The organism is Thermococcus sp. MAR1, assembly GCF_012027305.1.
In the GTDB taxonomy this organism is placed as follows: Archaea; Methanobacteriota_B; Thermococci; order Thermococcales; family Thermococcaceae; genus Thermococcus.
In genome coordinates this window covers 180,678-204,802 of record NZ_SNUF01000001.1, presented here as the reverse complement: position 1 = coordinate 204,802, position 24,125 = coordinate 180,678, and the positions used below count along the sequence as shown (strand labels likewise).

At 54.3% G+C, this 24,125-nt stretch carries 29 protein-coding genes, 2 tRNA genes, 1 rRNA gene and 1 pseudogene; 10 read left to right on the top strand and 23 right to left on the bottom strand.

What is annotated here, in order from left to right; all coding sequences use genetic code 11:
• Positions 1–41: 41 nt before the first annotated feature.
• Entirely contained in the window at positions 42–476 is a 435-nt protein-coding gene (locus E3E25_RS01170) for a metal-dependent transcriptional regulator (RefSeq protein ID WP_167892563.1), read from the bottom strand.
• A 124-nt stretch (positions 477–600) separates the two neighbouring features.
• Here E3E25_RS01170 and E3E25_RS01165 point away from each other — a divergent pair.
• Together E3E25_RS01165 and E3E25_RS01160 are read left to right on the top strand one after the other, a co-directional pair.
• A tRNA-Lys gene (locus E3E25_RS01165) sits at positions 601–678 on the top strand.
• A 52-nt stretch (positions 679–730) separates the two neighbouring features.
• Positions 731–976, top strand: a complete 246-nt coding sequence (locus E3E25_RS01160) for a hypothetical protein (RefSeq protein WP_167891508.1) — start codon at positions 731–733, stop codon at positions 974–976.
• A gap of 9 nt (positions 977–985) precedes the next feature.
• Here the strand turns inward: E3E25_RS01160 and E3E25_RS01155 are convergent.
• A tRNA-Asp gene (locus E3E25_RS01155) sits at positions 986–1,063 on the bottom strand.
• An 8-nt stretch (positions 1,064–1,071) separates the two neighbouring features.
• A 5S ribosomal RNA gene (gene rrf, locus E3E25_RS01150) occupies positions 1,072–1,193 on the bottom strand.
• A gap of 53 nt (positions 1,194–1,246) precedes the next feature.
• Here rrf and E3E25_RS01145 point away from each other — a divergent pair.
• Together E3E25_RS01145 and E3E25_RS01140 are read left to right on the top strand one after the other, a co-directional pair.
• Positions 1,247–2,758 carry a hypothetical protein gene (locus E3E25_RS01145; RefSeq protein WP_167891507.1) on the top strand — a complete coding sequence of 504 codons (1,512 nt, stop codon included), beginning with the start codon at positions 1,247–1,249 and terminating at the stop codon, positions 2,756–2,758.
• A 4-nt stretch (positions 2,759–2,762) separates the two neighbouring features.
• The gene (locus E3E25_RS01140) at positions 2,763–3,158 is read left to right on the top strand and encodes a ribonuclease P protein component 4 (protein ID WP_167891506.1); all 396 of its coding nucleotides are present in this window, start codon (positions 2,763–2,765) and stop codon (positions 3,156–3,158) included.
• A 38-nt stretch (positions 3,159–3,196) separates the two neighbouring features.
• On the opposite strand, the gene E3E25_RS01135 is transcribed toward E3E25_RS01140, so the two are convergent.
• Complete coding sequence (locus E3E25_RS01135; RefSeq protein WP_167891505.1) at positions 3,197–3,766, bottom strand: cyclase family protein; 570 nt, start codon at positions 3,764–3,766, stop codon at positions 3,197–3,199.
• 54 nt (positions 3,767–3,820) lie between these two features.
• On the opposite strand from E3E25_RS01135, the gene E3E25_RS01130 reads away from it, so the two are divergent.
• Complete coding sequence (locus E3E25_RS01130; RefSeq protein ID WP_167892562.1) at positions 3,821–5,086, top strand: adenosylhomocysteinase; 1,266 nt, start codon at positions 3,821–3,823, stop codon at positions 5,084–5,086.
• Between the two features lie 26 nt (positions 5,087–5,112).
• A complete protein-coding gene (tsaA, locus tag E3E25_RS01125) occupies positions 5,113–5,769 on the top strand; it encodes a tRNA (N6-threonylcarbamoyladenosine(37)-N6)-methyltransferase TrmO (RefSeq protein ID WP_167892561.1) in 657 nt (218 codons plus the stop codon).
• Here tsaA and wtpC read toward each other — a convergent pair.
• From wtpC to E3E25_RS01100, 5 genes are all read right to left on the bottom strand, one after another.
• Positions 5,741–6,775, bottom strand: a complete 1,035-nt coding sequence (gene wtpC / locus E3E25_RS01120; protein ID WP_167891504.1) for a tungstate ABC transporter ATP-binding protein WtpC — start codon at positions 6,773–6,775, stop codon at positions 5,741–5,743. The genes tsaA and wtpC overlap by 29 nt on opposite strands.
• Positions 6,768–7,514: a tungstate ABC transporter permease WtpB gene (gene wtpB, locus E3E25_RS01115; protein WP_167891503.1), complete on the bottom strand. Its 747-nt coding sequence runs from the start codon at positions 7,512–7,514 to the stop codon at positions 6,768–6,770. The genes wtpC and wtpB overlap by 8 nt, the downstream gene beginning before the upstream one ends.
• Positions 7,515–7,553: 39 nt before the next feature.
• Positions 7,554–8,591: a tungstate ABC transporter substrate-binding protein WtpA gene (gene wtpA / locus E3E25_RS01110; RefSeq protein ID WP_167892560.1), complete on the bottom strand. Its 1,038-nt coding sequence runs from the start codon at positions 8,589–8,591 to the stop codon at positions 7,554–7,556.
• A 66-nt stretch (positions 8,592–8,657) separates the two neighbouring features.
• Positions 8,658–9,215, bottom strand: coding sequence for an HD family hydrolase (locus E3E25_RS01105; RefSeq protein WP_167891502.1), 558 nt, complete (start codon positions 9,213–9,215; stop codon positions 8,658–8,660).
• Positions 9,216–9,217: 2 nt separating this feature from the next.
• Positions 9,218–9,532: a hypothetical protein gene (locus tag E3E25_RS01100; protein ID WP_058938761.1), complete on the bottom strand. Its 315-nt coding sequence runs from the start codon at positions 9,530–9,532 to the stop codon at positions 9,218–9,220.
• Between the two features lie 49 nt (positions 9,533–9,581).
• Here E3E25_RS01100 and E3E25_RS01095 point away from each other — a divergent pair, with 49 nt between their 5' ends.
• Positions 9,582–10,139 carry an Era-like GTP-binding protein gene (locus E3E25_RS01095; protein WP_167891501.1) on the top strand — a complete coding sequence of 186 codons (558 nt, stop codon included), beginning with the start codon at positions 9,582–9,584 and terminating at the stop codon, positions 10,137–10,139.
• Here E3E25_RS01095 and E3E25_RS01090 read toward each other — a convergent pair.
• From E3E25_RS01090 to E3E25_RS01080, 3 genes are read right to left on the bottom strand one after another with little or no spacing between them, the layout of a single operon-like run.
• Positions 10,136–10,540: a secondary thiamine-phosphate synthase enzyme YjbQ gene (locus tag E3E25_RS01090; protein ID WP_167892559.1), complete on the bottom strand. Its 405-nt coding sequence runs from the start codon at positions 10,538–10,540 to the stop codon at positions 10,136–10,138. The two genes, E3E25_RS01095 and E3E25_RS01090, sit on opposite strands and share 4 nt — an antisense overlap.
• A complete protein-coding gene (locus E3E25_RS01085) occupies positions 10,540–10,833 on the bottom strand; it encodes a hypothetical protein (protein WP_167891500.1) in 294 nt (97 codons plus the stop codon). The genes E3E25_RS01090 and E3E25_RS01085 overlap by 1 nt, the downstream gene beginning before the upstream one ends.
• Positions 10,812–12,095, bottom strand: a complete 1,284-nt coding sequence (locus E3E25_RS01080; RefSeq protein WP_167891499.1) for a prenyltransferase — start codon at positions 12,093–12,095, stop codon at positions 10,812–10,814. Before E3E25_RS01080 ends, E3E25_RS01085 begins: the two co-directional genes overlap by 22 nt.
• A gap of 120 nt (positions 12,096–12,215) precedes the next feature.
• On the opposite strand from E3E25_RS01080, the gene E3E25_RS01075 reads away from it, so the two are divergent.
• Positions 12,216–13,316: a TRM11 family methyltransferase gene (locus tag E3E25_RS01075; protein ID WP_167891498.1), complete on the top strand. Its 1,101-nt coding sequence runs from the start codon at positions 12,216–12,218 to the stop codon at positions 13,314–13,316.
• Here the strand turns inward: E3E25_RS01075 and E3E25_RS01070 are convergent.
• Positions 13,313–13,741 (bottom strand): CoA-binding protein, encoded by a 429-nt coding sequence (locus E3E25_RS01070; RefSeq protein ID WP_167891497.1) that lies wholly within the window; start codon positions 13,739–13,741, stop codon positions 13,313–13,315. The two genes, E3E25_RS01075 and E3E25_RS01070, sit on opposite strands and share 4 nt — an antisense overlap.
• A 67-nt stretch (positions 13,742–13,808) precedes the next feature.
• On the opposite strand from E3E25_RS01070, the gene E3E25_RS01065 reads away from it, so the two are divergent.
• Positions 13,809–14,246 (top strand): hypothetical protein, encoded by a 438-nt coding sequence (locus E3E25_RS01065; RefSeq protein WP_167891496.1) that lies wholly within the window; start codon positions 13,809–13,811, stop codon positions 14,244–14,246.
• On the opposite strand, the gene E3E25_RS01060 is transcribed toward E3E25_RS01065, so the two are convergent.
• The gene (locus E3E25_RS01060) at positions 14,218–14,613 is read right to left on the bottom strand and encodes an NfeD family protein (RefSeq protein WP_167891495.1); all 396 of its coding nucleotides are present in this window, start codon (positions 14,611–14,613) and stop codon (positions 14,218–14,220) included. The genes E3E25_RS01065 and E3E25_RS01060 overlap by 29 nt on opposite strands.
• 2 nt (positions 14,614–14,615) lie before the next feature.
• Positions 14,616–15,263 (bottom strand): M48 family metallopeptidase, encoded by a 648-nt coding sequence (locus tag E3E25_RS01055; protein ID WP_167891494.1) that lies wholly within the window; start codon positions 15,261–15,263, stop codon positions 14,616–14,618.
• A gap of 39 nt (positions 15,264–15,302) precedes the next feature.
• Between E3E25_RS01055 and E3E25_RS01050 the strand changes: the two are divergent.
• Positions 15,303–15,533 (top strand): annotated as a pseudogene (locus E3E25_RS01050) (radical SAM protein); the annotation flags it as partial.
• Positions 15,534–15,577: 44 nt separating this feature from the next.
• On the opposite strand, the gene E3E25_RS01045 reads toward E3E25_RS01050, so the two are convergent.
• The 8 genes from E3E25_RS01045 to E3E25_RS01010 all read right to left on the bottom strand — a co-directional run bounded on the left by E3E25_RS01045 (position 15,578) and on the right by E3E25_RS01010 (position 24,116).
• Entirely contained in the window at positions 15,578–16,879 is a 1,302-nt protein-coding gene (locus E3E25_RS01045) for an RNA-guided endonuclease TnpB family protein (protein ID WP_167891493.1), read from the bottom strand.
• A gap of 112 nt (positions 16,880–16,991) precedes the next feature.
• Positions 16,992–17,624 (bottom strand): diacylglycerol/polyprenol kinase family protein, encoded by a 633-nt coding sequence (locus tag E3E25_RS01040; protein WP_167891492.1) that lies wholly within the window; start codon positions 17,622–17,624, stop codon positions 16,992–16,994.
• Positions 17,625–17,655: 31 nt separating this feature from the next.
• A complete protein-coding gene (locus E3E25_RS01035) occupies positions 17,656–18,975 on the bottom strand; it encodes a glycerate kinase (protein ID WP_167891491.1) in 1,320 nt (439 codons plus the stop codon).
• A gap of 24 nt (positions 18,976–18,999) precedes the next feature.
• On the bottom strand, positions 19,000–20,016 hold the full coding sequence (locus E3E25_RS01030; protein ID WP_167891490.1) for a TrmB family transcriptional regulator: 1,017 nt from the start codon (positions 20,014–20,016) through the stop codon (positions 19,000–19,002).
• A gap of 9 nt (positions 20,017–20,025) precedes the next feature.
• Entirely contained in the window at positions 20,026–21,129 is a 1,104-nt protein-coding gene (locus tag E3E25_RS01025) for an ABC transporter ATP-binding protein (protein ID WP_167891489.1), read from the bottom strand.
• 9 nt (positions 21,130–21,138) lie between these two features.
• Positions 21,139–21,972, bottom strand: coding sequence for a carbohydrate ABC transporter permease (locus E3E25_RS01020; protein WP_167891488.1), 834 nt, complete (start codon positions 21,970–21,972; stop codon positions 21,139–21,141).
• The gene (locus E3E25_RS01015) at positions 21,969–22,820 is read right to left on the bottom strand and encodes a carbohydrate ABC transporter permease (protein WP_167891487.1); all 852 of its coding nucleotides are present in this window, start codon (positions 22,818–22,820) and stop codon (positions 21,969–21,971) included. Before E3E25_RS01015 ends, E3E25_RS01020 begins: the two co-directional genes overlap by 4 nt.
• Before the next feature lie 9 nt (positions 22,821–22,829).
• Positions 22,830–24,116: an ABC transporter substrate-binding protein gene (locus E3E25_RS01010; protein ID WP_370456662.1), complete on the bottom strand. Its 1,287-nt coding sequence runs from the start codon at positions 24,114–24,116 to the stop codon at positions 22,830–22,832.
• Positions 24,117–24,125: the final 9 nt, after the last annotated feature.

The window sequence follows — 24,125 nt, the reverse complement described above, 5'->3', positions numbered from 1 at the left end:
TCCACTTTTCTTTCTTAAAGAATAGCAAAAGTTTGGGGGAATCACTTGGATTCGGCGTTCTCGGCCAGCTTCTCTTTTATGAACTGTTTGAGGACATAGGGGCACTGCTCCTGAATAAACTGGGCGAACTCCCTTATCCTCTGCACGGTTATCTCGCTGACGTAGTGCTCGAACTGGCAGGCGTCGTGCTCGGCTATCTCCGGCGGAATGCCCAGGATGTCGATGAAGAACTGCGTGAGGAGCAGGTGCTTCGAGTAGGTTGCCTCGGCTATCTCCCTGCCCTCCTCGGTGAGCAGAATCCGGTCGTACTTCTCGTACTCCACCAGTCCCTTATCCGAGAGCTTCTTCAGGGCATCCACCACGCTCGGTGGCTTGACGCGCATCATCTTGGCGATGTCCTTGACCCTTATTACGCCCTTGTTCTTGTGAAGGATATACATGGTCTCGAGATATTCCTCTTCCCTCTTGCTTACCAACGACCTCACCTGTTGTTAGGTTGGCCAAAAATGTTTAAGTAGTTTTCGCAGCAGGGAAGCTTGCCTGCACAAAGTTTCCGGGGCAAAGCTTATAAAATCTCCTCGCAGTTATCCCATCGGGCGTGGGCCGGTAGCTCAGCCTGGTTAGAGCGCGGGGCTTTTAACCCCGTGGCCGCGGGTTCGAATCCCGTCCGGCCCGCCACACAAACTTCGCGCAGGCAAAGTTTGATCAAGGCTTGTGGTTCATTTTTGGAATGCTAAAACTCAAGAGGATTCCTTTTACGAGCTGTTTTGGATTTGAATTCCCCATCAATGCCTTTCTCAAGGAGTTCCTCTTCTTTGACGCTCTTCGGGTGTCGGTTAAAATTGAACTCCCATTAAAAAGCAAAATAACAAAAGCAGAATTTTCAAAATTCACTCCAGCGTGTTTCGATGGAATCCCCCTCAAACTGACAAATTTAAAGGGAACCACAAACTTTGATGAAACTTTTGCTTGGTAAAAGTTTCTATGGCGCCCGGGTCGGGATTTGAACCCGAGTCACGGGAGTGACAGTCCCGTATGATGGGCCTGGCTACACCACCCGGGCGTTTGATTGGCCGGCGGCGTCCCCGGCTTCCCGCCCCCTCCCGGAGGGCAGTACAACCGGGATCGCTGGCGGGCTTAACTTCCGGGGTCGAAACGAGACCGGGTGTGACCCCGCCGCTATGACCGCCGTACCGTTCTATACCTGTCGCGGTGCATTTATAAATCTTGCGGTCGATGAGGGTGGATGATGGAGGAGTTAGTTGAACTGCTGAGGCTGGAAAGAACACGAGAGCCGCTCAGTCCCGGGAAAAGGCTGAGAGAGTTTCAGATGAAGATCCAGCGGCTCAAAAACGGGGATGAAATTGAGATAGCAGGTTTTCTGCTGGGCAGGAAGCCGCCCTACGCACCGAAAGATGCCCTCTACTACATGCTCTCCCCCCTGTCGCCCTCGGAACTGTCATCCCTGCGCAGGGGAGACTTCCGCACGTATCTCGTTGTTAGGGTGACGGAAGAAACGGCCCTTTCCGGCAGGACAAAGCCCGGAAGCTACGTGCTTGTGAAGGGAATCATCGACGCATATCCCTGGGGAAACCTCCGGATGGTCAGCGCGGCAAGGATCGAGGGGAGGGACTACTCGGAGTACTGGAAGGACTACCACGAGTTTGCACTGAGCAGACGGGAGGTTCTCGACCTCTTCGAGAGGACGGTTTACCTACGCGACGATATGAGAAAGGCCCTCATCTACTCGATATACGGCGTCCCCTACATACCGGGCGAGGATTGGGGTGAGGGGTTCGAGTTCACCGTGTTTAAATACCGGGAGGATTCCGGGCTCTTGGCCCTCTGGAAGGCCCTAAAGTACTTTTACTCAAGCCTTCCCTGGGAGGTTCGCCTCACCAGAAAAAGGGTTCTTGAAATAGACGACCCGTTTCTTGGCATAGACTTCAGGCTCGGAAACCCCAACGGAAGCGATATGAGGTACTACACCCCGCCGACAAAGAGAGGTACCGTCAGCCTGCCCAAGTGGGTCGCCGAAAGAATACTGAGCAAGCGTGCCATTGGTCTGCTCCCCAAGAATGTCGACGCTAATCCCCTCGACAGGATGGCAAGGCTCTCAGAGACGCCCTTCGTGCTCGTACCCTCGGAGGAAAAACCCTACTTCGAGGAGAACCAGGAGTTTCTCCAGCTCATCCCCAACCTCCTCGTCACAATATTCATCCAGAGAGAAAGGCTGGGCGCCCTTGACCGGAAAAAGACCCACGCGGTTGAGGAGGAGTTTCTGAGGTGGCTCAGGGAGTCAAGGGATGACTACGGAGACCCATTCAGGGCGTTAACAGCCCCCAGTGGACCGATGAGCGTTAGGCTTAGGGTGGAGCTGGGCAAAAGAGTCTTCGGCTCGATAGTCCGGTTCAACGGGAGGATTACCAAGAGGGCCGCCAAGGAGGTCAAGCTGATAAACGAGGCCATAGTGAACGACTGGATGGTCGTTCTCAAGGACCATCCCTCGGAGATGATAAAGCTCCTGAGGGAATACCGGATGTACGTCCCGGGAACGCTTAAGGCCAGAAGAGCTCTGGAGATACTGCACGACCTGGCATCAGTAAGCCCTGCAAACGAGGTAACGAGGGAGGACTTCATCCGGGAACTTGTGAAGGACGGGTTCTCAGGAGAGGATGCCACAGAGCTCCTTGAAAAGTTTATAGCCGCCGGATACGTATACGAACCGTTCCCGGGGAAACTAAGGCTGATAAGGTGATGTCATGTCAAAGAAATTCATCCGCCAGAGGGAGCAGAGGGAAAAGCGCAAGATTGCCCGAGAGAGGATTGAGACCCTTTTCACCCTCGCTGAGAGGGTCTTCCCCTATGAGCCGGAGCTGGCCAACCGCTACGTTGAGATAGCCCTCGCGGTTCAGCAGAAAGCGAGAATAAGGATGCCGAGAAAGTGGAAAAGGCGATACTGCAAGAAATGCCATTCCTTCCTCGTTCCGGGCGTTAACGCCAGGGTGAGGCTCAGGGATAAGCCGTACCCCCACGTCGTTATCAAATGCCTCAACTGCGGCCACATAATGAGGTATCCCTACGTAAGGGAGCAGAAGGAGAAGAGAAGGGAGCGGCAAAAAGAAGCAAGATCACTGAAACGAAACGAGCAAGGATAATTTTCAGGAGGGTTAACCGACCGGGAATCAGGTGCAGTTTACTCCACAAAGGCCACTGCCCTTACGGGGCTCCCGGAACCACCCTCGATCTTGAGAGGAAACGCCACGAACGTGAAGTCTTTTCCTACGAGGGCCTCCAGGTTGGTCAGGTTCTCAAACACCGGCACCTCCTCGCTGAGGAGTATCCTGTGGACGGCATCGTCTCCGATGCTCATTGCATCAGTACCAACGGCTTTAATTCCCTCGGCCACGAGAAACAGAGCCACCTCCGGAGAGAGTTCCCTGCCACCAGTCAGGAAAAGCACGATCCTGTCAAAGTATCCCTCGTCCGGAATCTCGTCGAGCCTTATAGGTCCCTCACCATTCCTCACGTCAACGACCATTCCCCTTCCCACGAATCTCTCCAGGGGCATCTCGTCGATGGTCTTCCCCCCCGGCACGAAGTGCGCCGGCGCGTCAACGTGCGTTCCAGAATGCTCCCCCATCTTCAGGACGTTCATGTAGTAGCCGTCCCTGTCGATGACGGCCCAGAGCCTTATGCTTATCCCTGGATCATCGGGATAGACCGGCGTATCCTCTGAGAGGGGCACCGATAGGTCAACTATCATGGGAACACCAATCCTTTTTTAATGTCTTTGATTAAAAACCCTGCGGTGATGATGATGAACTGTACGAGGGATTACTGCGTTAAGGACATCAACCTGGCCCCGGACGGCGAGAAAAAGATAGACTGGGTCTCTAGGTTCATGCCTGTTCTCCAGGCAATAAGAAAGGACTTCGAGGAGAAAAGGCCCTTCGAGGGAGTCAGGATCGCGGCAACACTGCACCTTGAGATGAAGACCGCCTTCCTGCTCCTCACGCTCAAGGCTGCCGGTGCGGAGGTCTCGGCGGCGGCCAGCAACCCGCTCTCAACCCAGGACGACGTTGTCGCTGCCTTGGCAAAGGCAGGGGTCAAGGTCTACGCGATTCGCGGGGAGGACAGGGAGCAGTACTATGAGTTCATGCACAAGGCGCTCGACATAGAACCGAACATCATCATAGACGACGGCGCGGATATGGTCTCGACGGTGCTGAAGGAGAGAACCGAGCTGATAGACGGACTCTGGGGGGCGAGCGAGGAAACGACAACGGGCGTCATAAGGCTCCGCGCCATGGAGAAGGACGGCGTGCTGAGGTTCCCAATCATAGCGGTGAACGACAGCTATACGAAATACCTATTCGACAACAGATATGGCACCGGCCAGTCAACGTGGGACGGAATCCTGAGAACCACCAACCTGCTGATAGCGGGCAAGAACGTCGTCGTTGTCGGCTACGGCTGGTGCGGCAGGGGCATAGCGATGAGGGCAAAGGGACTGGGCGCGACGGTGATAGTCGTTGAGGTGGACCCGATTAGAGCTCTGGAAGCCAGAATGGACGGCTTCCTCGTCATGGACATGATGGAAGCATCTAAGGTAGGCGACATCTTCATCACCTCGACGGGCGACATCAACTGCATAAGGAAAGAGCACTTCGAGGTCATGAAGGATGGGGTCATTTTAGCCAACGCCGGCCACTTCGACGTGGAGATAAGCAAACCGGACCTTGAGGCTCTTGCAGTTGAAATAAACCAGCCTAGGCCGAACATAACCGAGTACAAGCTCAAAGATGGAAGGAGGCTTTACCTTCTCGCTGAGGGCAGGCTTGTAAATCTTGCCGCGGCAGACGGGCACCCGGCGGAGATAATGGACATGAGCTTCGCCCTGCAGGCGAAGGCGGCCGAATACATACTGAACAACCACGAAAGACTTGAGCCGAAGGTCTACGTGCTCCCGAGGGAGATAGACGAGATGGTCGCTCGCATAAAGCTCGCCTCGATGGGGATAAAAATCGAGGAGCTCACCGAGGAGCAGAGAAAATACCTGGAAAGCTGGGAGCACGGGACCTGAGTCCCTTTTCTTTTCGGGTGATGGCTATGAACTTCGAGCCCTTCAAACTCGTTCCCGTCGGCTACGTGAGAAAGGACGGAGAGACCTTCATCGAGATCCTCCCGGAGTTCAGGGAAGCTATGGACGGCCTCGCCGAGGGCGACTGGATAAAGCTGATCCTCTGGTTCCACGCCAGCGACACCCCGGAAAGGAGGAACGTCCTGAAGGTTCACCCCTACAACAACCCGGAGAATCCGCTGAGGGGAGTTTTTGCCACGCGCTCACCGGTCAGGCCAAACCCTCTGGCGATTTACGCGGTGAGAATAAACCGCATCGAGGAGAACAGGCTCTACATCGACTGGATAGACGCGATGGACGGGACGCCGGTCCTTGACATCAAGATTCTCGTGGAAAGGCTTGACTGTCCGAGGGAGACTCCGATTCCGGAGGAGGAGCTTGATATACCCTCATCGAGGCAGATCGGAGAGGTCAACCTGATACCCCGCAAGAGCGAGCACCTCGATGAGCTGGAGGAGGTCTCCCCTGAGGAATACGAGGCGCTGGTTCTTGAGCTGGGGCCGATGACAGAGGTGCTTACGGCGAAGGAACTGGTCGAGCTGATCAGTGCTCTGAAGGAAATATACGAGAACCTGCCCGTGGAGATAAAGGACAAGCTCAGAACACATGTAATGCACTCGCCTTGAAGCTGACGTAGAGCTCTTTTCCCTTCGTTATTCCCATCTCCAGCATCGAGGAGCGGGTTATGAAGGCCCTGAGGTGTAACCCGTCGATTCTCAAATGAACCCTGACGAGCGGGCCGAGCTCTTCAACCGACTCGACAGTTGCCCTGAACTCGTTTCTGGCCGAGCTCCTGATGGGTTCAAGGGAGAGTATTATATCCTCCGGCCTTAGGCCAACGCGAACCCTGCCCATGGTCTCGGCGGGAAGCTCTATCTCGACCCCGTTGCTCCTCAGAATTCTTCCCTCCGCAGTGCCCTCTATGATGTTCTCAAATCCCAAAAAGCGAGCGACCTCTTCGCTCGTCGGCCTCGAAAAGACGTCCCTGACGGGGCCAACCTGCACAAGCCTTCCGTTGAGCATAACGCCTACCCTGTCGCCCAAGCTAACCGCCTCCTCGAAGGAGTGGGTGACATGCAACGCCGTGAAGCCCAGTTCTCTTTTCCAGCGCTTCATCTCTCCTAAAAGCTTCGCCCTGGTCTGGACGTCGAGGTTCGCGAATGGCTCGTCCATGAGCAGAAGCTCGGGTTCCACAACAAGGGCCCTCGCTATGGCCACGCGCTGCTGCTCGCCACCGCTCAGGGTCTTCGGTTTTCTGCGGAGGAGGTGGTCTATTCCCAGAATCCCGGATATTTCCTTAACTTTCCTCTCGATTTCAGACCTTGGAACCCCCCGGAGCTTAAGTCCAAAGGCTATGTTGTCGAAAACGCTCATGTGGGGAAAGAGGGCGTAGTTCTGGGGGATATAAGCGAGCCCACGCCTCTCGGGAGGGAAGTGGGTTATGTCCTCACCGTTGAGGACTATCTTTCCGTCGTCGGGTTCGATTATGCCCGCTATTATCTCAAGGAGCACAGTCTTCCCGGCCCCGCTCGGGCCGAGGATTATGAAGTGCTCCCCCTCGCTCACGTCAAAGCTTATTCCCCTCAGCCGGAACTCCTTCCAGTCCTTGGAAACCGACCTTACCTCAAGCATTGGCCTTCCTCCCCACGAGCCAGCGCAGGATAACGAAAACGGTGAGGCTCATCACGATAAGGACAACGGAAATCGGTCTCGAAGCCCTCAGGCCGTAGTTGTTGAAGTACTCCATAACGAGAACCTGGGCCGTTTTAGGATAATACGCGACGATGAGTATCGCACCCACCTCGCTTATAGCGCGAGCCCACGTCATTATGGCCCCGCTCGCTATGGCCGGAAACGCCATCGGGAGCGCTATTGAGAAGAACGCTCTCATACGCGACGCCCCGAGGGTTCTGGCAACGTTTTCGAGCTTCTCGTCAACAGCTAAGAAGCCATCTCGCGCGGCGTTTATCGCGAATGGGGCCGAAACAAAGAGCATCGCGGCTATTATGCCGGTGTAGCTGTCGAGGATTGCGCTGGAGAAGGTAACGAGGAGCATTATTCCGACGACTGAGTGCGGGATGACTATGGGAACATCAACCAGGGCCTGAACGAGGCTCTTTCCTGGAAACTCCTTCCTCGCCAGAACGTAGCCGAGGGGAACGGCGAAGAGAAGTGCTATCAAAGCGGTCGCTGTCGCTGTAAGGAGGGAGTTCCTGAGGGCCTCGATAACGTAGGGGTCGTGAAGGGTTTTGAGGAGCATATTCACGTCCGAGGCCTGCTTTGCCAGTATGACGAGCAGGGGCAGGGCTATGTAGAGGATTAGGAAGCTCCCCAGGGCTGCAAAGAAGTAGAGCGTGTAATCCCTCCCCATGGCGATCCCCATAGAGTTGGATAAAGGGGAATAAAAACCTCACCCCTCAACCTTGACCTCGTCCTTGATCTCATTCGGAGCGTTTCCGAAAGCTCTGGGCGGCCAGATGAAGTCCTGGTGGTTTTCCTGGAAAACCTTTCTCCCGTTCTCGCCCAGGAGGTACCTGAGGAACTCAAGGGCGAGTTCCCTGTTGGGCGCGTCCTTCGGAACGGTAACGCCGTAGACGATGGGCTTGGCCTTTATCGTTTTCCCGGTGGAGCCGATGTAGATGCTTACCTTGCCGTAGAAGTCGGCCATCTTGAAGTCCTTGAGGTTTATCTCGTCCGGGAGGGTTATGTAGGTGAGGTTGTGCTGCTCTGCCACGCTCTTGTAGATGAAGAAGTAGTCCAGGCTCCCGCTCTCCACGAGGGCCGTTAAATCCGTCTCCTTGGGCCTTATGACGACCTTATCGCTCTTCACCTGGATTTCCTTTGGAGCAACTATTATGCTCCCGTTGAAGTATATGTTCGTGTTCCTCTCGACTAGGGCCTCGAATACCGGTTTGCCGTAGTAGTAATCGGCCAGTTTCATGACCATGACGCTCCTGTAACCGCAGGGGTCCTGGTTCGGGTCGGAGAAGCCAAAACTAACGCCGGGCCTCGCGAGAATCTCGTACCATCTATCCGGGTGAGCCTTCATCTCCTCGGCGTACTTGCTCTTTTCTGTGAAGGCTATAACTATCTCGTTGGTGGCGAAGAGGACGTAGAAGTCCGTGAAGTTCGGCACCATCAGCTGGGGAATGAGGGTGTAGTCAGCGACGGCAACAATATCGGCCTTCTTGCCCAGGTCGGTGACCTTTCTAACGGCTTTAACGCTCCCGCTCGCCTCGTCCTGGAAGGTGACCTTATAACCGAGGTTTTCCTCCGCGTATTTGGCAAATTCATCTTCCAGCTGCTTGAAAGGGACGCTCAGAGAACCGGCATGAAAGACCACGAGGGTGGTTTCTTTTAGCTCGGAGTTTCCGGAGCCGTTTATACAACCAGCTGAGATAACGGAGAGCACGAGGAGAGCCATAAGTGCAATGCCCTTCCACCTCATTGGAACCACCAATGGAATGGGCAGAAGCGTGTATTTAAACGTTTTGAGCAAACAAAAGAATTAACGTTAACGATTTTGTTTTCTCAAGGCCACAAGCCCCTCCACCAGCTCCCGGAAGTGCCCGTAGAACTCGCTCTTCCGGAGGGAATCCACGGCCTTCCAGAACTCGTCGAGATTGGAAAAGCCGGCCCTTTCGTACTCATACGCTTGAATTAGCATCTCCAGCTTGTCGGCGAACTTCACGAGCCTGCCCTCCAAGCTAAGCCCCTCCTCGTACTCCCTCCACAGCCTGAAGTACTCCCTCGGACTCGATGTTTTGATGAAGAGCTCCATCGCCGCCTTCTTCTCGGCCTTGCCCTTGTCGAGGTAGTACTGCGCCGTCAGAGGTATGTCTGTGACCCTCGCCTCCGCCAAGTCGTGGAGAAGGGCTATCTTGAGGGCCCGCTCAACGTCTATCTCAACGCCTCTCGCTTTTAGCTCATCGGCCAGAAAGAGGGTTATCAACGCCACTCGGTAGCTGTGGTCTGCTATGCTCTCGGGGTTTGAAACACCCCTGAGGAGCCAGCCAGTTCTGGGGAGCCTCTTCAGGTTTCCGGCTTCCAGGAAAAGGTCGAGAAGGGACATTTTCACTCCTCCGTCGTGAAAACTGCCCTCTCGGTCTCGATGGCGCTCGCCATTATGCAGTCGCCGAGGAATCTCCCATAGACCTTCACCCATTCGCCCTTTCCGAGGCACGGGCTTCCCGAGAACTCCACCCTGAGGCCGGAAACTTTAAAGGTCGTCCTGTAACCAGGCAACTCCATGGGGAGGAACTCCACCAGAGGCTTGTCCTCGATGGTGCCCTCGATGACGACGTTCTTACCGCGAAAACCACCGGAATTCAGCTCATCAACCGTAACGATGTAATAGTAATGATGACCGAGTTTGACCCGCTTGGGCATGCTCATCACCTTTATAGGCCAGCCTTGTAAATATCTGTGGGGTGAGGGTATGATAAAGGTTGCGATTATCGGTGCCGAGAACGTCGGCAAGTCAACGCTCATGAACGCCCTCATAGGAGGTAAAATTTCAGAGGTGGAGAACCTCCCCGGGACGACCAAGGGGACGATACGGAGACGCTTCGGAAAGCTCAAGATACCGAAGAGCATGAAGAACCCCCTAGGAGGAGCCGACGAGTTCGTCCTCATAGACACCGCCGGGCTCTTCGACCCCCAGAGGGAGTTCAGGGGAAAGGTTCTCAGTGAGGAGAAGTTCAGGGAGATAATCAACGAGATAGTCTCGTCTGACATAGTCATCCACATGGTCGATGCCACGGTCGGCCTGCACAGGGGCATGGAGAAGCTTCACCACATGCTCAAGTTCCGCTACGAGAAGCCCATAATAGTTGTCATAAACAAGATAGACCTCGTGCCGAGGGAGAGGGTAGAGGAGATAAGGCAGATAATAAAGAAGCGCCTTGAGCAGGATGCAATACCCCTGTCACTGGTCACCTACGAGGGGTTCAACGAGCTAATCAGGAGGCTGGCGTATTACGCACAGTACGTCTAGCACCTGCAGATTTTCACCAGGACCTTCCTGTGCCTCGGGCCGTCCAGCTCAATGAACAGGATTCTCTGCCAGGTTCCGAGGAGCAACTCGCCGTTCTCTATCGGTACGACGACCTCTGGGTTCAGAAGGAGGATCGCCCTCAGGTGTGAGTGGGCGTTGCTGTCTATACGGTCGTGGGCGTAGCCTTCGCCTTTAGGAATCAGTTCCTTCATCTTTGCCCTAATGTCCTGAATAAGCCCAGCCTCGTTCTCGTTTATGGCGAGACCAGTCGTGGTATGGGTCGTGAAAACAACAGCGATGCCGCTGGTCACGTCGCTCTTCCACACGAGGTGCTGAATCTCGTCGGTTATATCAACTATCTGGAACTTCTCCTCGGTGGAGATCTTGACTTCAAACAGCATCACTCCCACCGGGTGAGTCCTTTCTTTATCTCCAGTAAAAGCTTATCGGGGGCCTCAATCGAGCCGGAAACGACCGCCCTCAGGAGAACCGCCTTCTCGTAGGCATCAATCAAGTCCTTTCTGCCGTTATCCATCACCTCCGAGCGGAGGGTTCGGTATATCTCCTCAACAGCGTCCCTGAACAGTATCTCGTCGGAGTAAAGCTCCTTGTTTGTCAGGAGGATGGTTATGAGGTAGCTGACGAAGTCAACCCTGTCCTCCTTTCGTCCTATCAGTGCCTTGAGCCGTTCCATGACTTAACCCTCCCCGGAAGCTCTTGCTCCAGAGCCTTGATGAGTATCTCGGAGACCAGTATTGAAGAGAACCTCGAGTTTCTGACCTCAAGCGCTGCATCGATGGCCCTCTCAACTTCTCCCCTCTTGACCAAGTGGTGAGCAACGTCGGCCATTATTATCGAGCGCAGTCTCTCGCTCTGTATGAGGCTTCCTATTCTCATCGCTCCCTCCAGCTCACCCTTGAGGACGTGATAGCGGGCTATCTTGGCCCAGACCTCCTCGCTGGAGGTTCCGTTTCCGATAGCTTTAACTATCGCCCAGCTACCTTTCTTCGGATTCTCAAGGATCTTGTTCATAACGACCTTCCCGACGAGGGCCACCTCTTCCTCATTCATGGCAGAGATGAAGCTGGGCAACACATCGTGATCCCTTTCGAGGAGCTCCAGTGCCATCTCAACGATGATGGAGTCGCTGTTCTCAAGGCGCCTTATGAGGTCAAGGGCGGGCACACCCTCACCGCTGAGGGCGAATACAAACGCCAGCTCCACCGTGAAGTCTCTTCCAAACTTTCTGATGAGGTCGTTGGCAACCGTCTCCAGGGCGTCTATGTAATGACCAAGCACGTCCTTCTCTTTTAGATAGAAAGCGACCTCCTTGAAGGCCTGCTTGGCCCAGTCCTTAACCTGAACCTCCAGAAGGAGGGATATGGCGTTCTCATAGCTGTCCAGGAACAGATAGGCCTTTATCAGCTCCAGCATAGCCTTTGAGCGATATGGTTCAGAATCTATGTAGTCAACGATTAGCTTGCTCTTCCTGAGCCTGTATGCCACCTTCAGGTGCTCCTTTCCTATCATCCTGGTGTTGACGCGCAGTATTTCAAGGAGCATTTCGTTCCGGGCTTTTGGATTCTCTATCTCCAGGGCGTAGGTTATCGCCTCATTAACCTCACCAAGAGCCAGCATGTAGCCGGCGGCACTCTGCATTATCAGGTCCCTCTGGGCCTTCGGAAGCATCCTGGAATCCTCGAGAACCCCCTGGTATATTCTCTTGGCGGATTTGAGTCCCGCACGACCCATTGAGTACCCAACGGAAAGGAGGGCACGGAACATCGTCACTGGGTCCTCTATCTCCTTTGCAGTTTCAATTGCGCGGAGAAAGGCGGTCTTGTAGAGGTTGTCCCTTGCTTTGGCTAATCTCTCACCAATTTTAGCATAAGTTGCAGATTTTATATAGGGGTCTGGAATTACCTCAACGGAGGCCAGCACCTCTTTGGCAATCATACGACATATCCCCCATTAGATTGTAGATTTTACCCAAATCCTCAATTAGTATATTACGCGCTTCTTCTTATTAATCTAACCCTCGGAACGTTTTTAAGACCGTAAGCGGAGTGAACGACTATGTACGCCGTGATATTCGGAAAGAATCCCCTCCTGAGTGAAGCGGAATTTCATGCGTTTGTGAGAAGGTTCAACCTAAAGGTTGGAATCATTGACTCCAACCGTGACTGGATGGTATTTAACTCAAGCCCCAAGCTTGAGCGCTACTTCCACTGGCTCGGCGGCTCTCTCAAGTTGGTGAAGATCCTTAGTGAAGGCGAAGATGCCATAAAAGAACTCGAATATGCGAGGCTTTTCACGGTCAGCCTCTACGGGAAGAGCGACTGGAAGCTCTGGCGGAAGCTGGGAAGCGCGGTAAAGAGGGAGTTCAAAGCCGAGGGGCCCTCAAAGTTCTTTAAGCCGGCTAAAGTTTACGCGATGCCGGCTGAACTAATCCTGAAAGGCTTCCCCGAGGTTAAGGACTTCGTCTTTCTTTCCCGTGAGGACGGGAGCTTCTGGGTCGGAGAGACCGTGAAGGTTACCGACCCGTTCGAGCTGAAGAAGCTCGACGTGGAGAGACCGGTTCAGAGGCCCATCCTTTCCATCCCTCCCAGACTCGCGAGGATAATGGTAAACCTAACGGAAGTGAGGAAGGGCAGCTTTTTGGATCCCTTCTGCGGCATAGGGACGATAGTCCAGGAGTTTGTCCTTCAAGGGCTTTCAGCTTATGGAAGCGACCGAGATCCGGAGAGAATAAGCGAAGCCAAGAAGAACCTCTCATGGCTCAGGAAGGAGTTCCGGATCAAAAACTCGGCACACCTTGAGGTCTGCGACGCGAGGAAGCTGAAGCGCTGCTTCCGCCAGAGGTTCGACGCGGTAGTTACGGAACCCTACCTCGGAAAGCCCCTCAAAAGGAACCCGAGCAGAGGGGAGGCAATAAGATTAGCGAACGAGCTGGACAGGTTCTATTATTCCGTCTTCGAGAGCTTCGGCGACGTTCTCAAGAGAAACGGAAGGGTGGTCTTCGTCTTCCCTGCCTACAGGCTGAGCGGAGGGGGGATATACAGAAAGGAGAGGAAGTGGCTGGCCAGGCTCGGCTTCGAAGTTCTTGGAAAGTACACTGACTACGAGGAGAGGCACAAACTCGTCAGGGACATCCACGTGCTGAGGTATCGGGGTTAGCCAGTCAGCCTCGCGTGCTCCTGCTTTATGCAGCGGTGGGCCACAGCTATTAAGCCAGCTTCCTTGGCCTTTTTGAACGCCTCCCTGTTGTAGGTGTTGAACTGGAACCAGACGACCTTTGCACCCTTCTTTACCGCCTGTTCGACGTAGTCCATCGTGAACTCCGGCCTTACGAAGAGGTCGACTATCTCCACCTCGTCGGGAATATCAAGAACGCTCGGATAGCACTTCCTTCCGAGGACTTCAGAATAGCGGGGGTTCACGGGATAGACCTCATAGCCGTGTTCGATCAAGTAGCGCATCACGTCGTTTGCGTCGCGTTCGGGCTTAGGTGAAGCGCCCACGAGGGCGATCTTTCTGTACTTTGTCAAAATCTCCCTAATCTCATCGTCGCTCAGCCTGTCTACGGGCATAGTTCTCACCATAGTACCACCGGGAAAGTTTGGAGGTCAAACTTTAAAGCTCTAACCGAGAAGTTCCCCTGGTGAGGATATGGCACTCTACGAAGAGACCCTAACGAACAGGGTATTTCAGATAATCATGCTGACCCCGATCCTTGCGATGTTCGCGGGCCTCTACGCTACGTATCAGGCAGGCGAAGGCGTTGAAATAATGCTCGCGACCACGGTTGGAGTTACGGTTCTGCTCCTCGATGTCATTGCAATCAGAATCGAGATAGACGAGCGCGAGCTGAGGATAAGGGGCGTCATTGGGCTTGTGGTTAGGAAAACGATCCCCATCGAGAACATCGCTAGCTTTAGGGTTGGAGAGGGATGGACCTCCTGCTACGGAACGATACACTTCAACCTTCCCGCTAAAGGCTGCGTCACGATACATCAAAGAAAGGGCTGGACTGTCTCGTTCACGACCAACAACCCCGAAGAGGTCGCAAGGATTTTAGCTACCCTCGGCGTTCCACGAGCACCTTAGTGCCCCGAACTGATACCACCCTGACCCCCTCGCCGGCCTTTGCGGTTCCGTTCATGCATTCCGCCTTCCAGAGTTCACCGTCAATTTTGACGACTCCCTCAGGTGAAAGGTCTTCAACAACGAGGGCAGTTCTCCCCATCAGACTCTCTGGGCCGGTTTCGGGCCTTTTGTCCGCTCCACCGCCGAGAACAAAGGGCGCTATGAGGAAGTCCTTGGCCAAGAGAACGGCTATCACGAGCAAGCCTGCCCAGAGGGGAATCTCCACGCCTATCCCTGGAAGTATCAGGAAGATAAAAATGCCGACTATTACCTCGTCGGCCATCAGCGCGAGGAACCTGAGAAGGTTCCTGGTTTTTACACGCCCCATTTTTAAACCTCGCCCCTCGCCAGCCACTTCCAGTACGGGTTCAGCTCGACTATTGTCCACCACTTCTTGAGCTCCTTCCTCGCGGTTTTGTAGTCGGGGTAGAACCTTTCGACGAGCTCCCAGAAGGCCTTCGAGTGGTTGAGATGCCTTAAATGGGCGAGCTCATGGACTACAACGTACTCCCTAAGCTCCCTGGGAAGGGCTATAAGACGGACATTGAAGTTCAGGTTCCCCCTGGGGGAGCAGCTCCCCCACCGGCTCTTTTGATGGCGAATATAGACCTTTCCATATTTAACTCCCATCCTGTGGGCATAGGAATCCACGAGGGGCAGGAGTTCCCTTCGGAGGATTTTCTTCAGGCAGTCAAGGACATCGCTGGGATTGGGTGAGAGGACGACGGTCTTAAACCGCTCGTGAACCTTGGGCTTTCTCCCGTGGATGACCCCGTAGAACTCGCCGTTGATGGGAAAGCCCGATTCGGCTATCTCGCGAAGGCCCTCTATCTCGGCCAGCTTGCCCTCAAGCCAGCCGCGGTGCCTCTCGATCAGGGCATCGACGTCGAAGCCATCCGGAGCGGTGACCACGACCGTCCCGTCCGGCCTCACCTCAAGCCTCGCGTACTTAACCGGCCGACGGCGAACCCTCAGCATTGCCGCTCACCTTTTAAGGAGAATGGATAAAAAGTCCTTATGAAGGTTCGGGTTATAGAGAGGCGCGCCAAGAGCATCTACACCAGATCCAAAATTCCTGGCGTAGAGTGGGCGGTCAACCAGTACGTCGGCTGTGCCTTCGCCTGTGAGTACTGCTACGCCAAGTTTCTAACGAGGTGGAAGGACTACGGGAGATGGGGGAGCTGGGTCGAGGTCAAGACCAACGCGCCCGACCTGGCTAGAAAGCACGTTTCCGGGAGCATCGTCATCTGACCTCCTCCCGGCTGAGGGCGGGGGTTCCACTGGAGAACCCCCTAACCCAAGGGCAGGGAGGTTTGAGGGGTCTCATTCAAACCCAAAATAAAGCGGGTTTTCAACCCCTCTGGCCCGGTCTTAGGCCAATTACCCCTACCTCCCGATAAACCCGGCAGGCTCGGGGTTATAGCTTTAACCTTCACCAAAATATTAAACGCTCCAACCAAGTCAGAGTTCATAACAACGCCCTCTCTGTGGCACTTAAACAAACCCCTAACAAAGCGAGCATTAGGATGGCGTTGGCCGCAGAGAGGGCAAGTCTGCGAAGTAAAAGCCTCACCAACAACCACAACCCTAATACCATACTCTTCCGAGACCTCTTTAAGCCGTTGAATCACAGTATTGAACCGCCAAACGTGGGAGAGGAGGAAATTCTGCTTCTTACCCTTATCAGAACTCCGGGCTATGCCTTTAGGATAACCAACGACAATCTTAGAAACACCCAAATCATAAAGCCTTCTAACGGTCTGTCTAACTGCGGTATTAATGTAGTGCTTCGCTCGAAGTTTCGCCTTCTCGTGCATTCTTTTTAACTTCCTGCTCGTTTTCGCCCCACTCTTGTTGAGTTTGGACTGGTAGTCCGCCATTCTCTTTCTCCAGTAAAAATCAATGCTCTTTAACGGCCTCCCGTTCACGAGAAAGCTTTCACCATTCTCAACGTAAACGGCCATCAAGTTGTTTACTCCAAGGTCAATTCCTGCTGAGAGGCTTCCTTTTGGAGTTCTTGGAAGCTTAACCCACTCGCCATTTTCAAGCTTTTCCTCAACGTTAAAGCTCACGTGAGCGTACCATTTCCTCTTAATGGGGTCGTAAGTTATTTCCAACCTTCCCTGTTTGCCTCTCAAGTGTATTCTGCCTTTGAACTGGAGTTTAAGCCTGCCGAATTTTCCGAGTCTTCTCAATTCGAGGACGTTGCCATTAATCCGGTACTGGTCGTTTCTCAGGGGAATTACGAAGAGTTTTCTGCCGTTCTCTTCCCTAACGAATTTGGGCGGTCTTGGCTTGAACCATTCTGGAAGTTCCCCCTTCTTTTTCCTCCTGTTGAGTGAGAAGAATGAACGCCATGCCTCAGCGTTTTTTCTGGCTAATTGCTGGACTGTCGAACCACCAATCCAGTTTTTGAACTCGTGATAAGCTTCTTTTTCCGTTGTTCCAAAGTCGATTTTGCCGAATTCTTTGAACTGTTTTAAACGCTGATAATTGAGCTTGTCCCAGATTATGGCTGAAGCGTAAGCTAACTCAAAGAGGATTTTCTCCTGCGCCTTTGATGGTTGAAGTTTAACCGTTACAGAACGCTTCATTCCAGGAGATAGTATGCGTTTCAGGCTTTAAAAGAGTATTGCTTTCCCGCTTAATGACTAATTTGCAGAGTACTGTACCCAACCCTAAAGGGCGAGGCTTGGAAAGAAAAAGTCACCACACAGGGGAGAGCAGAGCCCCTCCGTAGGCCAGCCAGACAAGGAACGCGGTTGAGAATGGAACGGTGAACTCATCGTAGGCGGAGTGGAGAGGGAGGCTTTCAAGGAGGGTTGCGACCATCGCAACCCCCATTATGATAGCGGGAGATGGGTCAAGCTCAAGAACCCTGTGACTGGCCCAGAGTGCCAGGATTGAAACCACCAGCATCACGGTGCTCCCGATGAGGGTTTTTCTCCGGTTCCAGGGAATTCTCGGCCCTCCGAGGAGCTGGCCGGCTATGGCGTTGCAGCAGTCGCCGAAGGTCGAAACCCACAGGGCCGAGAGGGCGGCTATTTTAGGAAAGACCGTGCAGATTATGGCCATTGTGACCCACAGCAGAAAGCTCCCTAGAAAGTTGTCCCTCTCGTCCTCTCTCGCCATCGTCCTGTAGCTCAGGTCTGCTATGGGCACGGTAAAGCTCCAGCCGCGGAGGAGCTTGAGGTGCTGGAGCGTGTAGAGAAAGGCGAAGAACCAGACGACCACTAAGGTAACCCACTTCGGGGTGAAGACGATTATAGGGGCACCGAGGATCCCGGGGAGGACGTGCCAGCCCTTTCTCACGAGCTCCCTTCGTGGAATGCGGTTCATGATTTCACCCAGTAATATTGAAAGGTTTTCCTTAAAGCCTCTTCGGAATGACAGCCACCACCAGAGAGTTCACGTTCGTTCCGGTCGGTCCTGTTTTGAGGAGCGCGCCGGCCTTTTCCAGCGCATTATATGCGTCGTGCCTCCTGAGGGCTTCCTCGACGTCTATTCCCGCTTCCCTTAGAAGCCCAAGCGTTTTCCCGTCCACTATCCCGCCAGCGGCGTCGGTCGGCCCGTCCGTCCCGTCGGTATCAACGGCCAAAACGACGGCGTTCAGCCCCTCTATCTTCCGGGCAATGCTCAGGGCAAACTCCTGGTTCGGCCCGCCGAGGCCGGCTTCTCCCTCAATGGTCACCGTCCACTCGCCGCCGGCTATCAGGACGGCAGGCTTTGGAACCGGGCGGTCGTATCTGGCTACCTCCTGGACTATAGAGCCTATCGCCAAAGCTACCTCTCTGGCCTCGCCTTCGAGGGTTGTGGTGAGTATCGCCGCGTTGTAGCCGAGCTCTCTCGCCTTTTTCAGCGCTGATTCGCAGGCGAGGGTGTTGCTTCCGACTACGAAGTTGTGGACGTTGGGCAGATCTTCCTTGAGGGTCTCCCCGGCCTTTCCCTCAAGCCCCAGCTCGATGTGCCTCTTAACGCTCTTCGGCAGTTTCTCCCAGACGCCGTAGAGCTTCAGTATCCGGAAGGCGTCCTGGAATGTAGTCGGATCCTTCACGGTCGGACCAGAGGCTATCGCCTCAAGCGGGTCGCCAACGACGTCCGAGAGGATGAGACTTATCACGGTGCCTTTTACACGTTTTGCCAGCTTACCGCCTTTCACCGCAGAGATGTGCTTCCTCACTGTGTTTATCTCGTATATCTTTGCCCCGCTCTTCAGAAGGAGCTCGTTCGTCCTGATTTTATCTCCCAGACTTATGCCTTCCTCCGGGAGGAGGAAGAGCGCACTTCCGCCACCGGAGATGAGGACGAGAAGGATATCGTCTTCCCCAACCTTTTCCGCCAGTTCTAGGCCGAGCTTTCCACCCAGAAGGGAGTTCTCGTCTGGAACGGGATGCCCGGCCTCGATGACCTTCAGCCTTCCCAGCTTGGGACAGTTTTCGGCGTAGCCGTACTTGGTGACTATTACCCCTTCCCCAATCCGTTCCCCAAGGACGTCAACTATAGCTTTTGCCATGGAGCAGGCGGCCTTGCCGAAGGCCAGAAGATAGATTTTTCCCCGTACTGGAAGTTCCTTTCCAAAAACCATCAGGCGGTTTCCATCGACGCTGATGCTCCTACGCACTGCCCTGTAGGGGTCTGCATTCTCGATCGCCGCCCTCATAATCTCAAGAGCGACAGTTTTGGCGTCCATTCCCACCATCTCCAGCAAAAAAGCTTACTCAAAGAGAACGATCCTCTCGGCCTCTATGTCCTCTAGGGAAGCGTTCCAGCCGCCCACTATGTATCTGGCCCCGTCCTCGGTCTCGACGGTTATGTTGGATATCACCTTGTGCTCGTCTTCAAAAAACTCAACGATGGTGCCCGTGATATGGACCGGCTCCCCTGAACGTACGAACCTTCCGATGACCTCCACGCCTATGCCTGCGAGTCCAAATGTTTTCAGGTCCGCGACCAGCTCTCTTATGTGGATGTACTCCCTTGGAAGCTTGAGCTCGCGCTCCTCGCGATAAACGATCCTGCCGGTGGGCCATAGGGCGTGGTAGAAGTAGCGGTCAAGCATGAAGAGCAGGTTGTTGTCCTGGATTATAAGGCCGTAGCCGTGTAGGGAGCTGCCACCGCCCAAGGCCTCGTAGGGAAGGTATACACCCATGTCCCTGTCTTGAATTATGATTATCGGATCCGGCACGTCTCTGACGCGTATCTCGTTGGCCACGAGAGGGACGTCGTTCTCACCGTATACGAAGAGATTTATGCGGACATTGTTCTCCTTCTTCTTTCTCAGATCCTTCTCCAGTTTCTTCAGAAAACCCCTGGGAACGGCGATGCTCATGTGGAACCGGGCGTTCTTTATGGCCCTCCGGATGTAGTCTTCAAGGGTTATACGACTTTTAACCACGATTACGCTGCCTATCTCTCCGTGGGGAGTGTAAATCTCCTCGAGGGCCGATTTAAGGGCCTCTATCCTCTCATCGTATCGCTGCTTGATGGCATCCATGACGCTCTCGGGATTGAGGGGAATGACCTGCTTTGGCCGTCCCTGGCTCGTCGTGACGAATCCCTTGGCCATTAGAGTCCTTATTACGTCGTATATCCTGGGCTGGGGAACCTTTGAGAGCGTCGCGAGTTCTCCAGCGGTTAACGGGCCGTTCCGGATGAGGGTAAGGTACGCCCTAACCTCGTACTCGTTAAGACCGAACTCACGGAGGAGGGACTTTATCTCCTTCTCTTCCATAGGCAGGCCTCAGATTATCGCTTTCTCCGTGTCCCTGTCGAAGATATGGATATTGTCAAGGTCAATCTCTATTTTAATCTTTTCTCCAACCGGGAGGGGTATGTGGCCAGGAAGCTTTATCTTGATGATGTTCCCCCCAACCTTGGCGTGAACTATGGTATCCGTCCCTAGGGCCTCGATGAAGTCCACCGTCCCCTCTATTTCAGCGGTTCTTGTTACGTGTTCGAGGGTGGAGACACCCTTCACGGTCATGTGCTCCGGCCGTATGCCAAGGAGGACATCCTTTCCAATGTAGTCAAGGAGTAGCTCCCTGAAGTCCTCGGGCAGGGGGACGATGAAGCCGTCGCCTTCGAGTACCAGCCCGTCATTTTCGGTAACCGTCGCATTAACTATGTTCATCTCGGGGGCACCTATGAAAGTCGCCACGAAGAGGGAGTTTGGCTTGAGGTAAACTTCCGTGGGAGGCCCGACCTGGAGGAGCCGGCCCTTGTTCATGACAGCAATCCTGTCGCCCATGGTCATTGCCTCGACCTGATCGTGGGTGACGTAGATCGTCGTTACCTTCAGTTTCGTCTGGAGCTTCTTTATCTCGGCGCGCATCGCCACTCTGAGCTTTGCGTCAAGGTTGCTTAGCGGCTCGTCCATGAGTAGAACGTCCGGCTCAACCACTATCGCCCTGGCGACAGCCACACGCTGCCTCTGGCCACCGCTGAGCTGTCCGGGATAGCGGTCGAGGAGACTCTCTATCTGAAGGAGTTCGGCCGCCCACTTGACGCGCCTCGTTATCTCGTTCTCAGGATACTTCTTCACCCTGAGAGGGAAGGCTATGTTGTCGAAAACCTTCATGTGCGGCCATACTGCGTAGCTCTGAAAGACCATCGAGATGTTCCTGTCCTTGGGGGGCAGGTAGGTCACGTCCCTGTCGCCGAAGTATATCCTGCCCTCTGTTGGCGTCTCCAGGCCGGAAATCATCCTCAGCGTTGTCGTCTTTCCGCAGCCGCTGGGTCCGAGGAGCACGAGAAACTCCCCATCCTTTATCGTGAGGGTGAGATCCTTAACGGCCTCGAAGTTCCCAAACCTCTTGGTTATTCCCTCAAGCTTGACCTCAACCATGGTAACACCTCACTTGAGCGTTATACCCCACATCGTGACCAGATACCTCCGGGCGAAGAGTATGAACAGCATCGCAGGGAGGGTCATTATGAAGGCCGCCGCGAACTTATAGTAGTCCGGCGCGGCACCGCCACTGGAGCCGGCCATTATCGAGAGTATCTGAGCCGGTAGAGTTCTGTTGTTCAAGGTTAGGATCGAGGCTACGAAGACCTCGTTCCAGCTCATGACGAAGGTGAACATGGCAGCCGCCGCCAATCCAGGAAGGGCCAGGGGGAGGGTTATCTTCCTGAAAGAGCCGAACCTGGTAAGGCCAAAAACCATCGCGGCCTCCTCGTACTCCTTGGATACCCCGGCGAAGATGCTCGACGTTATGAGGACGACGAAGGGAAGCGCCATTGCCGTGTGTGCAAGGGCCACGCCGAGGAGCGTGTCGGCGAGGTGGAGGTCTATGTAGAGAACCAGGAGCGGTATAGCCATGACCGGAATCGGGAACATCCTGAGGGCCACTATGGAGAGTTTTATGTGGTCCTTGCCAGGGAACATGTATTTGGCTATCGAGTACCCCGCCGGAACCCCTAGGATAAAGCTTATGATTATGGTGAGCACCGCCACTATGACGCTGTTCTTTATCCCGTCCCACGCTCCGAGGGTGAAGAGTATCGTGCGAACGTACTCGCTCGTGAAGCTCGTCGGAACTATCTTGGTCGGGTCATAGTAGTCGGTCTTGGTGGTGAAGGCGTAGAGGAAGGAGATGATGATCGGGATCACTATCCAGACGGCGGCCGTGAAAACGGCGGTGTAGAACCCCACCTTTTTGAGGGCGTACTTGGTTTCATCGTTCATTCTCCCACCTCCAGGTACTCAGCGCGGAGGAACTTGATGTAGAGTGCCCCGAGAAGTATGGAGAGGGCCGCTATTACAAGGGCGTAAACCGAAGCAACGCCTGCATCTTTTATCTCCGTAAGCTGATAGTAGCCTTCCCCTGCGAGAACCGGGATATCCCTACCAGCCAGTATCCAGACGATACCGAAGATCTGCATCGCAAAGAGAGTCCTTATTATGAGGGCGCTCTGGATGCTGGGTTTTAGGAGCGGCAGAACAATGCGCCTGAGCCTTGTCCAGTAGTTGGCCCCAAAGACTTCGGCGGCCTCTATGTACTCCTTGCTTATCATCTGAAGGCCGGCGAGGATTATCACAAAGACTATCGCCGTGGAGCGCCACAGCTCGGCTATAACTATTGCGAAGAACTCCCTCATACGGTACTCGTAGCCGAAGAAGTACAGGGGCTGGCTGATAACTCCAAGATTCATCAGAAGTTTGTTTATGAAACCGTATGGGGAGAGCATTGAGTACCATATCAAGCCGGCCGCCACGTCGCTTATGGTGAGGGGAATTATCAGGGCGTAGAGGGCGGCGTCCTTGCCCTTGAAGACCCGGTTCATAAGAAGGGCAAGAACAACTGCGAGGGCGACCTGAGTGGGGACTATGACACCAGCGAGAAGGATGGTGTATTTAAACGCGCTCCAGAAATAGTAATCGCTAAATGTTCTCCTCCAAACCTCCAGCGAGAAAGCACCGTTCTGAGTAAAAGCTAGGTACAGGGCCTGAACAAGGGGATAGCCAACGAAAAACAGCAGGTAAAGGAAAGCGGGTAAAATTAAAAGATAGGGGACGAGAGAGCGCCGTTCCATGGCTATCCCTCACGGCACCGGCACTCCAACTTCCTCGAAGAGTTTTATGAGATCAGGCTTTATCTCCTTGGTTACGGTCGCGGGGTCCTCGTTGTTTAGGACTATCCTCTCGAAGGCCTGCTTGTAGTACTCCTTGAACTGACCTCCCTTGTCTCCCAGGTTTGGTATCATGACAACCAGGGCATCCTGCGTGCTGGCCTGGGCCTGAACACCCTTGGCGAGTATCTTAAGCGGTCCCTCCGGCAGCTTTCCGCTGGCTTCTTCAACGGTTGGGAAGAACCCAACCTTCTCCAGAACCTTGACCTGGGTCTCAGGCTTGGTTAGGTAGTCTATGAGCTTCCAGGCCTGATCCTTGTGGGGTGCTCCCTTCGGTATGGCGAGCCCGGCAAGGACGACTATGAATCCCCTGCCCTTCGGCCCCCTCGGAACTGGAACGACGACGAACTGGTCAGGCTTGGTCTCTATGGCGTTCTTAATCCTAGCCGTGTGGTCCCATGCTATAAGAACCTCCCCCTTGAGGAGCGGGTCGGCCATGGCGTCCCACGTGGTGCTGGACGGATGCACGTAGGGCCAGAGCTCCTTGAGGTAGTTCCACATCTCAACGGCCTCGGGGCTGTCGAATTCCTTGGCCTGATAGCCGGTGTAGCTTGGATAGATGTAGCCATGGAGGAACCTGACGAAGAGGCCCTTCGGTCCGGCAGGGAAGCCGAGTTCTGGCTGTCCCTTGGCCTCTTTGAGGTTCTTGGCCCACTGGAGGAGGGCATCGTAAGTCCACTTGTCGGTTCCCTTCATCACATCTTCTTCGGTCAGTCCCTCGGGAAGGTACTTGAAGGCTTCCTTGTTGACAACCATGACGTAGGTGGCGCTCATCCAGGGGATATACACCTTCTGGCCGCGTATGTGGGCGTACCTCTCAAAGGTATTGATGAAGGTTCTCCCCTCAAGCTTGGGCATTCCTCCAAGGTCTTCAAGCCATCCCTTCGATGCCATGTAATCCATACCACCGTGGAGGTCACCGATGAGGTCTATGGTAACCTTGCCGGTCTGCATCTCGCCCTCAAGTCTCGTAACCATGTCCGTGTATGAGATTGGTACGAAGTTTACCTCGATCCCCGTTTCGTCCGTAAAGCCCTTCAGCAACTCATCCTGGACAAAGGCCCTCTCTTCGGGCGGATTCAGCTGGGTTGACAGAAACGTCACTGTTACCTTCTCCCCACCTCCTGGGGAGATACAGCCACTGGACACTACGGCGAACAACACAACCGCCGCCAACAGAACACCAAACAACCTCCTAATCATGGGGCA